The 13,225-nt window shown below is 54.9% G+C and carries 11 protein-coding genes; 5 read left to right on the plus strand and 6 right to left on the minus strand.

Annotation, left to right across the window (positions count from 1 at the left end; genetic code table 11):
• Positions 1-64: 64 nt before the first annotated feature.
• The 3 genes from sdhA to sdhC form a co-directional block, all read right to left on the minus strand.
• The gene (sdhA, locus tag BMX00_RS05520; protein ID WP_090828000.1) at positions 65-1,828 is read right to left on the minus strand and encodes a succinate dehydrogenase flavoprotein subunit; all 1,764 of its coding nucleotides are present in this window, start codon (positions 1,826-1,828) and stop codon (positions 65-67) included.
• Between the two features lie 73 nt (positions 1,829-1,901).
• Complete coding sequence (gene sdhD, locus BMX00_RS05525) at positions 1,902-2,249, minus strand: succinate dehydrogenase, hydrophobic membrane anchor protein (RefSeq protein ID WP_090828002.1); 348 nt, start codon at positions 2,247-2,249, stop codon at positions 1,902-1,904.
• On the minus strand, positions 2,243-2,620 hold the full coding sequence (gene sdhC / locus BMX00_RS05530; protein ID WP_090828004.1) for a succinate dehydrogenase, cytochrome b556 subunit: 378 nt from the start codon (positions 2,618-2,620) through the stop codon (positions 2,243-2,245). Before sdhC ends, sdhD begins: the two co-directional genes overlap by 7 nt.
• A 393-nt stretch (positions 2,621-3,013) precedes the next feature.
• Here sdhC and BMX00_RS05535 point away from each other — a divergent pair, with 393 nt between their 5' ends.
• Genes BMX00_RS05535 through prpC form a run of 3 tightly spaced genes read left to right on the plus strand, consistent with a single transcriptional unit; the run spans position 3,014 to position 6,083 of the window.
• Entirely contained in the window at positions 3,014-4,003 is a 990-nt protein-coding gene (locus BMX00_RS05535; protein ID WP_090828006.1) for a malate dehydrogenase, read from the plus strand.
• A gap of 30 nt (positions 4,004-4,033) precedes the next feature.
• Positions 4,034-4,936 carry a methylisocitrate lyase gene (gene prpB, locus BMX00_RS05540; RefSeq protein WP_177171777.1) on the plus strand — a complete coding sequence of 301 codons (903 nt, stop codon included), beginning with the start codon at positions 4,034-4,036 and terminating at the stop codon, positions 4,934-4,936.
• On the plus strand, positions 4,929-6,083 hold the full coding sequence (prpC, locus tag BMX00_RS05545; RefSeq protein ID WP_090828011.1) for a bifunctional 2-methylcitrate synthase/citrate synthase: 1,155 nt from the start codon (positions 4,929-4,931) through the stop codon (positions 6,081-6,083). Before prpB ends, prpC begins: the two co-directional genes overlap by 8 nt.
• A gap of 558 nt (positions 6,084-6,641) precedes the next feature.
• On the opposite strand, the gene BMX00_RS05550 is transcribed toward prpC, so the two are convergent.
• Positions 6,642-8,291, minus strand: a complete 1,650-nt coding sequence (locus BMX00_RS05550; protein ID WP_090828012.1) for a tetratricopeptide repeat protein — start codon at positions 8,289-8,291, stop codon at positions 6,642-6,644.
• 345 nt (positions 8,292-8,636) lie between these two features.
• Here BMX00_RS05550 and BMX00_RS05555 point away from each other — a divergent pair, with 345 nt between their 5' ends.
• Together BMX00_RS05555 and BMX00_RS05560 are read left to right on the plus strand one after the other, a co-directional pair.
• A complete protein-coding gene (locus BMX00_RS05555; protein WP_090828014.1) occupies positions 8,637-9,116 on the plus strand; it encodes a hypothetical protein in 480 nt (159 codons plus the stop codon).
• 178 nt (positions 9,117-9,294) lie between these two features.
• Positions 9,295-10,785 carry a bifunctional 2-methylcitrate dehydratase/aconitate hydratase gene (locus BMX00_RS05560; RefSeq protein WP_090828016.1) on the plus strand — a complete coding sequence of 497 codons (1,491 nt, stop codon included), beginning with the start codon at positions 9,295-9,297 and terminating at the stop codon, positions 10,783-10,785.
• Here BMX00_RS05560 and BMX00_RS05565 read toward each other — a convergent pair.
• Complete coding sequence (locus tag BMX00_RS05565) at positions 10,782-12,230, minus strand: hypothetical protein (RefSeq protein WP_177171778.1); 1,449 nt, start codon at positions 12,228-12,230, stop codon at positions 10,782-10,784. The two genes, BMX00_RS05560 and BMX00_RS05565, sit on opposite strands and share 4 nt — an antisense overlap.
• Before the next feature lie 14 nt (positions 12,231-12,244).
• Complete coding sequence (locus BMX00_RS05570; protein WP_090828018.1) at positions 12,245-12,973, minus strand: PGAP1-like alpha/beta domain-containing protein; 729 nt, start codon at positions 12,971-12,973, stop codon at positions 12,245-12,247.
• Between the last annotated feature and the right edge of the window lie 252 nt (positions 12,974-13,225).

Raw genomic sequence — 13,225 nt, forward strand, 5'->3', positions numbered from 1 at the left:
CGCCGACCTGCGCGCATCGTGAAGCGTGAGTAGTGGCACTGCCCATACCGCTCATATATTGTTATCAATATGTCCTCGCGCTGGGAGGAAACGATTCCACCGTCAGCGGTTTTAAACGGACGGGCTTGTAATCCAGATGCCGGTCCTCCCTGAAATACAAGGTATGTTTGAGCCATTTATCGTCATCCCGCTGCGGAAAATCATCGCGCGCGTGAGCACCGCGGCTTTCAGTGCGCGCCTCGGCCGATACCATGGTCGCTATGGCTACCTCGATCAGATTGTCGAGCTCCAGCGCTTCCACACGGGCGGTATTGAACACTCTGCTCTTGTCCCTGATCTCGGTATGCCTGGCGCGTTCCGCCACTTCACCGATCTTTATAACGCCCTGTTTGAGCATGTCCGCGAAGCGAAATACGCCACAATGCGCTTGCATGGTCCTTCGCATGGCATCGCTGACCTGGGCTACGCTTTCGCCATCTTTTTGCCCATCCAGGCGGGCAAGCCGGGCGAGCGCGTTGTCAACGGCATTCGCGGGGAGCTGCTTATGATGCGGGGACTTTTTCAGATCTTCAACCATCTGACTGGCGGCGGCGCGGCCGAACACCAGAATGTCCAGGAGGGAGTTGGTTCCAAGGCGGTTGGCGCCGTGCACGGAAACGCAGGCACATTCCCCGGCAGCGTACAGTCCCTGCACCACCTCCTCGGGTCCTGTCTTGTAGGGCGCCACCACTTGTCCGTAAAAATTGGTCGGAATCCCACCCATCATATAATGGGCGGTGGGCACAACCGGAATCGGATCATGAATCGGGTCGGCATTGGCAAATTTCATTGCGATTTCCCGGATGCCCGGCAACCGTGTCTTGATGACGTCTGCGCCCAGGTGGTCGAGCTTTAGCAGCAGATGATCGCCGTCCCTGCCACATCCTCGTCCTTCCTTTATTTCCATGGTTAGCGCACGGGATACCACGTCTCTGCTGGCCAGATCCTTGGCATGCGGTGCATAGCGTTCCATGAAGCGCTCGCCATCCTTATTGAGCAGGTAGCCACCTTCTCCGCGCACCGCCTCGCTGATAAGAACGCCTACTCCGTATACGCCAGTAGGATGAAACTGCCAAAACTCCATGTCTTCCAGCGGAATCCCGGCGCGCGCCGCCATGCCGAGTCCATCGCCGGTATTGATGAATGCGTTCGTGCTGGCGCTGAATATGCGCGCGGCTCCGCCGGTTGCGAACAGCGTGGCTCTTGCCTGAAGCACCATGACTTCGCCCGTTTCGATATCCAGCGCTGTAATGCCGCATACATCGCCCTCTTCATCGCGAATCAGGTCCAGGCCCATCCATTCGACAAAAAACTGGGTATTGGCTTGCACATTGCGCTGATAGAGCGTGTGCAGCATGGCATGGCCAGTGCGGTCCGCCGCTGCACACGAGCGGGTAGCCTGCGCTCCACCAAAATTCTGCGACTGGCCGCCAAATGGACGTTGGTAGATCTTGCCGTTCTCCAGGCGATCGAATGGCATGCCGAAATGTTCCAGTTCGTACACCACTTCGCTGGCCTGGCGGCACATGAATTCGATGGCGTCTTGATCCCCGAGATAATCGGAACCTTTCACGGTATCGTACATATGCCAGTGCCAATTGTCCTCAGTGACATTCCCGAGGGCGGCTGCGATACCCCCTTGCGCCGCCACCGTGTGGGAACGCGTGGGGAATACTTTAGATAGCACTGCGACCTTAAGCCCCGCTTCAGACAATTGCAACGCGGCGCGCATGCCGGCACCGCCAGCGCCTACAATGACCGCATCAAACTTTCTCTTAGCTATCGCCACACAAACTCCACGCCAATTCGATGCCCATCCTCATGCCTTCCCTCTTGCCGTCCCTTATGCCAGCCCGAATAATTTACAGTTCCCACAGAATCTCCACAGACCAGACGGTATAAAACAGCAACGACAATATAACAAGTATCTGTAAGCTCAGGCGGATGCCGGTCGCGTGAACGTAGTCCATCAGAATGTTTCGCACACCCACCCAAGCATGCCAGAATAGGCTGACAAGAAATAGAAAAGACGCAATACGCATCCATTGGTTACTGAATACGGCTTTCCACCCGGCATAATCATGGGGTGGCGAGATCAGCAGTATCCCGGCCAGACACAAGATAAAGACGACCATTACCACGGCGGTTATGCGCTGCGCCAGCCAGTCACGCAGGCCATAATGCGCACCGGTAACCATGCGCTTCACCATATGGACATTCCGATCAGCAATGTGAGGATAAATCCGGCTGCCAGGACGATTTTGCTGGTCAAACGCGCTTGCTCAAGCTTAATCCCATAGTGTAGATCCAGACCGAGAAAACGAATGCCCGCAAAGAGATGGAGGAGAAAAACCCACAAGGCAAGTATCAGCCCGGTTTTGAATAAGGGATTTTCGAAAAGAGATTGAAACTGTGCGTAACCTTGAGGGGAATCCAGGAGCAGTTCCAGGTTGGAAAGGAGCAGGGGGATGCCGGGGAAAAACAGCAGCGCGCCACTTACGCGATGCAGTATTGAAACCACAGCCGGTAGCGGCTGCTTGATTTCCAGCAGATTAAGGTGCTTTGGGGGTTTTTTTTGCAATTGTTCGTTTCCGTGCCGGTACGAAGCTGTTCAAGTTTAGACCGTTACACGGGGGGATACAACTGAGCAGGACCAAAACTGGCTGTCGCGATCTCGTTTCAGCACAACGCGAGCCTTCACTCAATTGACAGTCCAGGTGAATGTTTCTATAGTCAGCCGCTGAGCATGTTGTTCCAGGTATGACTCGAGCATGAAATGGGAGGGAGGGTTCGCTCTTCTGGCTCGTTCTTGACTATCCGTGACGTATGATGAGCCGGACCCAAATGAACGTGTCGCCTTTTCCCGGAAAACGGAAATCCAGCGGAAATCCGGGGGACTCTCGGGCTATTAAGCAACCGGTTCGTGGAAAGTAGCTCAGGAAATTTCTGACAAATCTCCTACAGGAGCGCAAGAATGAAACCTCCCGTTCGCATCGCGGTTACAGGTGCCGCTGGCCAGATCGGTTACAGTCTGTTGTTCCGAATAGCGGCTGGCGAGATGCTGGGTAGGGATCAGCCCATCATTCTGCAATTGTTGGATATACCGCAATCGTTGCCTTCACTCAAAGGTGTATTGATGGAGTTGGAGGATTGCGCGTTCCCGCTACTGACTGGCGTTACGACAACCGACGATCCGAGAAGTGCTTTTCGGGATGCGGGCATAGCCATGCTGGTCGGTGCGCGCCCCCGCAGCAAGGGTATGGAGCGCAGGGATCTTCTGGAAGCGAATGGCGTGATATTCTCGACCCAGGGCAGGGCGCTGGATGAAGCCGCCTGCCGGGACGTCAAGGTCTTAGTCGTCGGCAATCCCGCCAATACCAACGCCTACATAGCGATGAAAAACGCGCCTGGCCTGAACCCCGGCAACTTTTCAGCGATGATGCGGCTTGACCACAACCGGGCCTTATCGCAGGTTGCTGCCAAAATCGGGAGGCCGGTCTCCAGCATAAGAAAGATGATCGTCTGGGGCAACCATTCGCCCACGCAGTATCCCGACCTTAATCATGCGGAGGCGGATGATGGCAAAGTCAGGGATCTCGTCAACGATCCAGAATGGGTGGAAAACTATTTTATTCCCCATATGCAAAACCGTGGCACCGAAGTCATTGCTGCACGGGGTCTGTCGAGTGCCGCCAGCGCCGCAAATGCTGCTATCGGCCATGTCCGGGATTGGGTCTTCGGGACGCGCGAAGACGATTGGGTATCGATGGGCATTCCATCGGATGGCAGTTACGGTATTCCGGAGGGCGTCATGTACGGTTTCCCGGTAACTTGCAGCGGATCCGCTTATCAGCTCGTGCCCGCTCTGGAGATAAGCGAATTCGACAGGACAAAAATGGATATCACTTATCGCGAACTGATGGAAGAGCGAGAATCCGTGAAGCACTTGCTTCTTAACTCCTGACGTTTTCCTCGGCATTTCACCATAACTTCCATGATCGCCTCAGCGGGTTTCCGTTTTCGCGCCGCGCTTAGCCAGGAGAGGCCCTTGCAGGTGGCGGGCTGCATCAATGCCTATTCCGCGCGCCTCGCGGAAGCAGCCGGCTTCAGAGCGATATATCTTTCAGGCGCTGGTGTAGCGGTTGCCTCGCTCGGAGTACCCGATCTGGGCATTTCCACTCTCGACGATGTGCTGACGGACGTGCGCCGGATTACGGATGCGGCCGAGCTGCCGCTGTTGGTGGACGCGGATACGGGATTTGGGGCAAGCGCGTTCAATATCGCTCGCACGGTGAAGTTGCTCATAAAATCCGGGGCAGGAGCAATGCATATCGAGGATCAGGTGCAGGCCAAGCGCTGCGGGCACCGTCCGGGCAAGGCGCTTGTTAGCGCAGCCGAAATGGTGGATCGCATCAAGGCCGCAGTGGACGCACGGACCGACCCTGACTTTGTCATCATGGCACGAACCGATGCGCTTGCGGCGGAGGGAATGCAGTCAGCAATCGAGCGGTCATGCGCTTATGTGGAGGCGGGCGCGGACATGATCTTTCCCGAAGCGGTAACCGAGCTGGAAACGTACCGGAAGTTTGCAGCCGCCATCAACGTGCCTGTTCTCGCAAATATGACCGAGTTTGGCGTAACGCCTCTTTATACTGTCGAGGAGTTGGCCCAGGTTGATGTGGCGATAGCGCTTTATCCGCTCTCCGCCTTTCGCGCCATGAGTGCGGCCGCGCTGAACGTGTACCGGACAATACGCACCGAGGGCTCTCAGAAAAATATGATTGCCGAGATGCAGACTCGGGCTGAACTGTATGACCTTATCGATTACCATGCGTACGAAGAGAAACTGAACAAGCTGTTTTCCAGTCCCCACATAATAAAACCAGAGAATGAATAAAGCTGATAGTAGCCTGCCCAGAGCCAAGAAATCTGTAGTGTTGTCGGGAGTGATGGCCGGCAATACCGCCATCTCGAGCGTTGGCAGAACGGGCAATGATCTGCATTATCGCGGTTACGACATTCTCGACGTAGCCGATACCTGCGAATTTGAAGAAATCGCCTATCTGCTGATACATGAGAAGTTGCCGACTCAGGCAGAGCTGGATGCATACAAGGCAAAACTCAAGAATCTGCGCAATCTGCCCGAGAGTTTGAAGGTTGTCCTGGAAGCGATCCCGGCAACGGCTCATCCTATGGATGTTCTGCGTACCGGTGTTTCCGCATTAGGGACGGTGCTGCCGGAAGCGGAAAAACACTCTATCGAGGGTGCGCGCGACTTGGCGGACAAGCTCTTGGCCTGCCTCGGCTCCATGTTGCTCTACTGGTACCATCATTCCCATCAACATCAACGCATAGAAGTAGCGACCGATGATGATTCCATTGGCGGGCACTTTCTGCACCTGCTGCATGGCAAGCCGCCGCCTCCATCCTGGGTGAGAGCGATGCACACCTCGCTGATCCTGTACGCCGAGCATGAGTTTAATGCATCCACTTTTACCGCGCGCGTGATCGCAAGCACCGGGTCTGATTTCTACTCGGCCATCACTGGCGCCATCGGCGCCCTGCGGGGACCCAAACATGGCGGTGCCAACGAGGCCGCGTTCGATATCCAGAAGCGCTACAGCAACCCGGATGAGGCCGAGGCGGATATTCGCCGGCGCGTGGCCGAAAAGGAAATCATTATCGGCTTCGGCCACCCGGTTTATACCATCGCGGATCCTCGCAACAGAGTCATCCGCGAAGTGGCGAGAAAACTCTCGATGGAGGCGGGGGATACGAAAATGTTCGATGTGGCCGCAAGATTGGAATCAGTGATGTGGGACATCAAGAAAATGTTCCCCAACCTCGACTGGTACTCCGCAGTGAGCTACCACATGATGGGCGTGCCAACTGCCATGTTCACGCCACTGTTCGCGATTGCCCGGACCGGCGGCTGGGCGGCGCACATCATCGAGCAGCGGGTCGATAACAAGATCATCCGGCCCTCGGCAAATTACATCGGCCCGGAAGAGCGGGAGTTTGAGCCGGTTTCGATACGAGCATAATCCTAGGTAGATTAATTTGCCTTAATTGTCTAATAATGAGCTGATTTTCAAGTTTGAAATTAATACATTCTCATCGTTACATGTATGTCTCGGACTGAATGGGCTAGATCTTCCTTCATGCATCTTTTATGACCCTTATTGTCGGATCTGTGCACGCGGATATTGGCTTCTTCGCATGAAATTTGGAAGGAACTTCCGGGCAAGATCATAAAGTTTTCCCCATCTCAGGTGTCTTGATTAACAGCCCGTGCGACAAGACCGATGCCACTCCTGGAACTTGAAGCCCACATTACGGAATTACCGCCGCAGTCAGCTCCCAATATCCAAGTCACTGTGACTTTGATCTGGGGACTGCTACACCTGATCCGCCGGTAATGGATGCTCGGAAGACGCATTGCAAGGACAATCACGATACTGATGAAAGTGGAGTCCGTCGGTTTGCGTGAAGGCTTTCAGCATTGCGAATGCTTGCGGCTCAGGCTGAATTGTTATTACAGGGTTTGATTTTTCCTTCACGTCAGCCCACTGTGCCGAACCTTAAAGAACGATGCGCTGTGGTCAATGTTTTACCAGAAAGGCCTTGGCCTGCTCCAGTTCGGGACGCTCGGTATCATGATCGGCCGCCATGGTTCGAAGTTTGGCGTAATAGTTGCGGGCTACTTTTTGGTTGCCTGACGCTTCCGCAGCGCGAGCGGCACCGTAAGTGCTGCGGAAGCGGTTGGGATCGCGCTTCAGGGAACGTTCGAACTCGGCGAACGCTTGTGCCGGACGGCCGAGCGCTAGCAACATTTCTCCGAGCAGCTCGCGAGAAGGCGCGACATTTCCCGGAGTCACCGGGTGTTTGTCGCTTGCTTCTTCAGCTTCTGCGGCGGCACGCATCAGCGACACCGCCTCGTCGTTTCTGTTCTCCGCGAGGGCAAGCCAGGCATTGACTGCTTTGATTTGAAAGTCTGTCTGACCCGCCCAATAGTCCAGTTTGGTCGCTGCCATGGCGTCCTTGAGTGCCTTCAGTCGTGCGACGTCCTTCCGCGCAGCCGCATTATCTCTGCTGCGCGCGGCACCCATGCCCCGGGCGAAGACGAGAATTGCTTCAGCTTGAGGAAACTTGCTCCAGGCAAGCCCGGCGGGGGACAGCTCGAGCGCAGCAGCGCCTTTCCAGTCAGCGCGTTCCACCGCAAAGCGTGCTGGAATAGCGGCGAAGGCATAAGCAGCGGGAAAATTTTCCACATTGACCTTGCGGGTCGACGCGGCTTCATCCACAAGGCGTTTGGCTGCCTTATCTTGCGCTTGCTGGAGATAGGCGAAAACCATGTAATCCATTGCGTGCAGCGCGTCGTATGTGCCAATGCCAAGGGTCGCTTCCTTGAGCTCACTCTTGGCTGCAAGATAAGAGGCGCGATTGCTCTCCGCCATCTCATGCCACAGACCGACGCGGCTAAAGATGTGTGACGGCATGTGCAGCGCATGCGGCACCGAGGGTGCGATCCTGGCATAGGCTCGGGCTGCGGGGAGACCTCTTTCGGCCAGCTCGGCATAATCGTAGGTGTGGATCAGATAGTGAGCGACCCCCGGATGATCCGGATATTTCTCGAATAATGGTTCCAGGATATTTGCTGCCTTGAGCTGATTAGCGAAAGTTTTATCGGTAGGCAGCGCTGTAGCGTCGAGCGCGAGAGCATAAAGGATTTGTGCTTCAATATCTTCGGGGTAGCGTGCTGCCACACCTTCCATCGCTTTCTGGAAGGCCAATACCCGCGGTCGGTAGTCGGTCGTTTCCCAATTCTTGAATAGTGCGGCCAGCGCGGCGATATAATCACCTTCGCGTTCGGTCTTGACGCCCAGGTGCTGGGCGTCGGCCACGGCCGATGCGCCCGCTGTCCACGCTTTTGGTATGGGCGGCCACGTAAACGGGTTACCCATCGACGTGATGGCAATGGCCCAGTAAGCCATGCCGCATTCCGGATCGTGGTGGAGCACTCTGCCAAATGACTTAATTGCCGGGTCGAACCAGAAGGAATGAAATAGTGCCATGCCCCGGTTGAATTCCTTCTGCGCCGCGATGTTACAACTGACCGGGAAGCTCACCTTGCCTAATTTCTCAGGTGGAACATTGCCTAAGGCGTCGTGCTCATCATGTCCCCGCCCTCCGGATGCTCCAATGCAGAGTATTATGGCTAGCATCCATGGCATCGTTTTTGGCAAAATCATGTTATTTTTCCTTAACAGTGATCCCAGGCGAGCCTCGTTTCGCGGGCAAAGCTGTAGGGAAAGGGTTCGGGAAGCGGGCGGTGCATTGCTTTGTATCCGCTAATTTTTATAGCGCATCCCGCCTATAAGTCAAGCTCGTCATTATATGGCTCAGGTGGGGTGATCGGTACCAGAAAGGCCGGCGATGAGCTCATTTCTAATATTGAAGAAGAGCATACGACGTCCCTTGTAAAGCTGAGTAATCGGTAAGCTGATGTTGGATGGATGGGCATATGCTATGCTGAGGCTGTGGAATAAGAAAAAATTATTCCAGATATCCGCTGCGTATTTTTGTAGGAGTAGAAAATGGCAAACGGTACCGCTACCCAGGAACTGGTTATCCACAGCATTTCGGCCGACGTGGCCATGGAATACCTTGCCACCGAAGACTGGGAACTCGCTCGTCAAAGCCTAGTGGAGTTGGAGGAATTCCGAAGCGCAAGAGATGAAATAGAGTCCAGATTCGAGATCGACCTTACGGATATTGAGGCGATTGTCGATTTGCCTACGGACTCGTTTAATAACTTAAAAAACGATATGGTTCTGGTAATTGATTCGCAGCTTCTACGGTTCAGCGAAATGTTCCGGCAGAAGGTCTGCGTTGACCTGGATTACTGCAATTTGAAAAAGAGCAAGGGGTGGCGCATCGTTGAATACCTGATTGGTGCGCTCGCTATTGTTTTTGACAAGGGGTTAATACCATTGTCATTTTATATATTCAAGCGAGAGATATTGGATGAGCTGTGCCAATGTCCGGAACGCGAAGCCGAGCATATTGCCGACTGAATTACTTGGTCTACATTAGCCAATATATATTCGTTCAATCATATCCCGGATCCCGCCCTCAGGTCTGATAACGAGATATACGAGATATTTCGATAAGTATCGCGTCAACTGAGAAGTTCGCGGCGACCGAAGCGCGCGAGCCGGGTCGCCGGCGCAAAATAATCCCAGATATTCCTCAATGTCATCCCTTATCCCTGATACACGTCCCCAGCCCGATCAGGTGCTTGTCGATATTGCCGACTACGTCGTCAATCGCAAAATTGAAAGTGACTTGGCGTACGAGACCGCGCATTATTGTTTGATGGATTCGCTTGGGTGCGCAATGGAAGCGCTCACTTATCCCGCCTGTAGCAGGCTGCTTGGCCCTGTTGTGAACGGCACAATTGTCCCGAATGGAGCGAGAGTGCCTGGCACGCGGTTCCAGCTCGATCCGGTACAGGCTGCATTCAACCTCGGGACGATCATTCGCTGGCTGGATTTCAACGATACCTGGCTTGCAGCCGAGTGGGGGCATCCTTCGGATAATCTGGGTGGCATCCTCGCGGTTGCGGACTGGTCCGCGCGTAATGCCGTGGCTGAGGGTGGACAGCCGTTAATGATGAGGGATGTTCTGACGGCAATGATCAAGGCACATGAAATCCAGGGTTGCCTCGCGTTGGAAAACAGTTTCAACAAGGTCGGGTTGGATCACGTGGTATTGGTGAAGGTTGCGTCGGTTGCGGTGATCACGCATCTGCTGGGCGGCAGCCGTGATCAGATTACCGATGCGCTTTCACAGGCTTGGGTAGACGGACAAGCTCTGCGCACTTATCGCCATGCGCCCAATACGGGTTCACGCAAGTCCTGGGCGGCGGGCGATGCCACCAGCCGCGCGGTCTGGCTTGCGCTGATGACGCTCAAGGGAGAAATGGGTTATTCCACAGCACTCACTGCCAAAACCTGGGGGTTTTACGATGTACTGTTCAAGGGACAGCCGTTCAGGTTTCAAAGGCGGATCGAGCAGTGGGACTCATACGTAATGGAAAACATCTTGTTCAAGGTTTCTTTTCCTGCGGAATTTCACTCCCAGACCGCGGCGGAGTGCGCTATGCAATTACACCCCTGGGTGAAAGACCGAATAAGCGATATTGAGAGGATTACCATACGCACGCACGAGGCCGCAATACGCATTATCGACAAGAAAGGGCCGCTCAACAATTATGCCGACCGCGATCACTGTATCCAGTATATTGTTGCGGTGGCGCTTATTTTTGGCCGGCTTGCCGCTGCGGATTATGAAGACACCGTTGCCGCCGATCCGCGCATCGACGCGTTGCGTGAAAAGATAACCTGCGTCGAGGACCCGCAATTCACCCGCGACTACCACGATCCCGCAAAACGCTCCATAGCCAACGGTCTAACGGTGGAATTCAAGGATGGAGAAAGACTGGATGAGGTCGTGATGGAATATCCCATTGGCCATCGGCTTCGTCGCAAGGAAGGCATTCCCTTACTGGAAGCGAAATTCGAAACCAACCTTGCGCGCGTCTTTTCGGCAGAGCAGCAAAAAAAGATAATCGATCTCTACCTCGATCGAGAAGGCCTGGAAAAGATGGCGGTCAACGAGTTTGTTGACATGTGGAACCCTGACGTTTTCCGAGAACCGCCGGCGCCATTAGCGAGATCTTAATCCGCTTTCGGCCCGTCCGGGCGCGGAACCTCTACCTTCTGTGAAGGGGCTTGACGCGCCTCGAGCAGCGTTTTAAGGGCAGTCAGCCGCACTTTCCAGGACGCAGCGGCCACGGGGTCGGTCGTCAGCGCTGATACGAGTTGGTCCACTCCATCAACCTTGGCGGAATCGCTGGCGTACAAAAAGCAGCGCAACTCCTCACTGGTTGAAATGCCTGTCCGGCGGACAAAGTCTGGATAATCTTCGCGCAGGTGAGACGCGAGCCAGGCCTGATCTATCCATTGCTGCAACTGGGTGTAGCTGAAACAGGTGCGCACGGCGAGATCCACCGCATCCGCGGTGCTCAGGTTTTCAACGTTGTCGAAACCCTCCCGCTCCAACCTCAATTCATGGGTATAGCTCATTCCTGCAAGCATGGAGAGAGGCAATGCGCGGTAGCTATCTGTGGGAATAATATTCCTCATCGTTTTGAGCGCTATTCGTTCGATTGCCAGCGACGCGCGTTTGGGATAGAAGCCGAAGAAAAAGGCGACGACCGGCAACAGGCTCAGGCTAGCCGGTATCGCTAACCCTGCCATATTAGACTCGGTCGTTGAGCCGCTCGCACCACTTGAGGCTGTGGCGGCGGTAGATTCAGTAGCAGGAGTGGACTCGGCGTGATGATTATTCGTTGTGGCGCCTGAGACAGCGGGCCTGGCGTCAGCGGTGAACGCAAAAAAATCAAAAGCGAAGGAGAGTACGAGGGCGAGGATGCTGGCGACGATCATGCGAATGGCGCCGTCCACAAAGGTGTGGGAGGTCAGATCGAGCGTGAAATAGGCGCGCACAACAGATCCGATAAAATATACATAGGCCCCCAGAAAGCCGAACTGGAAAGCGATCATGTTGCGAACGAGATGGGAATAGTAGGCTTGGGGGTCTTTCTCGAACAGCTCGACGAACGGCCCCATCGTCAACATATTCGAGCCCAGGCTGAAATTCAAACCCATCCCGGCAGCTGAAGAAACGGGTTTGAACAGGAGCAGGATCGACACGCCAAGCAGCACGACAGTCATGGTCAGCCAGACGCTGCCGCGGTATGTGCTGAAGGAAGCCCGGCGTCCCATCCTCCTGCGTACCTCGCTGCGGCGCTCGGGTGGAACATCGCGATACAAGCGGCGCTCTTTCCGATTTGCCATGGCCTGGATATAGCTTAGCGCAAGCGATGGCACGACCAATACCACCAGCAAGGCCATGACCAGGTTGTATTGGAAAAATACCGGATCAAACCAGTGCGCTACCGCTCGAAAATCGGAATGTTGAGGGCTCCCCGCAGGTGGCGCGGGGACCAAGGCGGATTCCAGCCCGAGACCAATGAAAAGCGCTGCGGGCAGCACAAATACCAGCCAGTCGAACCAGGGCATATGCCATTTTTTCCCCCCTTTCCTATCCTCTGGCTGGTCCATGCTTTTATCCTTTATTAAATGTTGTCGCGCTCTGCAGCAGCGGTTGCTTCGGCGGCGACTCGCGTCCAGAAAGCCAGGTGATCAAATGGCCGCCCGGATTGAGCATCAGGTAATCCCAGGCTCCAACCGATAAGCTCGATGTGATCCGAGCGTACCACACCACGGAATTGTCCCCATTGGGCGGAACTGACGGGCACCAGTCCATCGTTATCTTCATCAATCGCACGCCCGTAGGGCCGGAGCCAGAACGGAAGCTCGCCAGGCGGGCGGCAACTCGCATAAGACATATAATGCACATCATCGCGGTCGGGAATGTGCATCGCCCTGCAGGCTTCCGGGGTCAGTTCGCGCAGACCTGGGTCGCCGATGTGTCGAATGTAAGCTTGAATCGGTCCGCGCGATTCGAGGAACCATCGTGCCAGAGGTGAACCCTGATGCGGGGTGGAAACGGTAATCAAGCTTTTGATACGCCGATCCGGATCAAGATGGGTAATCAAATACCGGGCATCCAGCCCCCCCATGCTGTGTCCAACCAATGCGAAAGCAGGAGTGTTGCTCCGAAAGAGTTTGTGGGCCAGCACCTCCGCACGCTCCGCTATTGTGCCGGCGGTCGGCACTTCCGGCGTAAGCGGGTCAATATCCACGTGACACAACGCGTCTTTTACGCCCCGAAAATATTCGAAAGGCCCCCATTTCACGAAACCGAGGAAACCGTGCAGCAGCACGACTACCGGACGGACCATAAGTCCAGCTCATAAGAAATCATCAGATAGAGAATGTGGCGGCTCTGCTGCGGAGAATGCCGTTTTTGTGTTGAGGTTGACTCGGACCGCATATAGCTCACGGTTCAGATGAGTATTTCGGCCGCCATCTGTTTCATATTACACGATTTTTTGATTCTGGATGGCCGTTATGCGTGTAACATGGCCGCGCGCAGTTCTCTTCGAGGGGATATCTCCTCACTCGATAATTGTTTGATAGGCATGCCCGTGCGG

The organism is Nitrosovibrio tenuis, assembly GCF_900109785.1.
GTDB lineage: Bacteria > Pseudomonadota > Gammaproteobacteria > Burkholderiales > Nitrosomonadaceae > Nitrosospira > Nitrosospira tenuis_A.

Excerpts from the sequence above, each read along its gene's own strand:
- sdhD (WP_090828002.1), bottom strand. The coding sequence starts at position 2,249 with ATGGTGAAGCGCATGGTTACCGGTGCGCATTATGGCCTGCGTGACTGG.
- BMX00_RS05535 (WP_090828006.1), top strand. The coding sequence starts at position 3,014 with ATGAAACCTCCCGTTCGCATCGCGGTTACAGGTGCCGCTGGCCAGATC.
- prpB (WP_177171777.1), top strand. The coding sequence starts at position 4,034 with ATGATCGCCTCAGCGGGTTTCCGTTTTCGCGCCGCGCTTAGCCAGGAG.
- prpC (WP_090828011.1), top strand. The coding sequence starts at position 4,929 with ATGAATAAAGCTGATAGTAGCCTGCCCAGAGCCAAGAAATCTGTAGTG.
- BMX00_RS05550 (WP_090828012.1), bottom strand. The coding sequence starts at position 8,291 with ATGATTTTGCCAAAAACGATGCCATGGATGCTAGCCATAATACTCTGC.
- BMX00_RS05555 (WP_090828014.1), top strand. The coding sequence starts at position 8,637 with ATGGCAAACGGTACCGCTACCCAGGAACTGGTTATCCACAGCATTTCG.
- BMX00_RS05560 (WP_090828016.1), top strand. The coding sequence starts at position 9,295 with ATGTCATCCCTTATCCCTGATACACGTCCCCAGCCCGATCAGGTGCTT.
- BMX00_RS05565 (WP_177171778.1), bottom strand. The coding sequence starts at position 12,230 with ATGGACCAGCCAGAGGATAGGAAAGGGGGGAAAAAATGGCATATGCCC.
- BMX00_RS05570 (WP_090828018.1), bottom strand. The coding sequence starts at position 12,973 with ATGGTCCGTCCGGTAGTCGTGCTGCTGCACGGTTTCCTCGGTTTCGTG.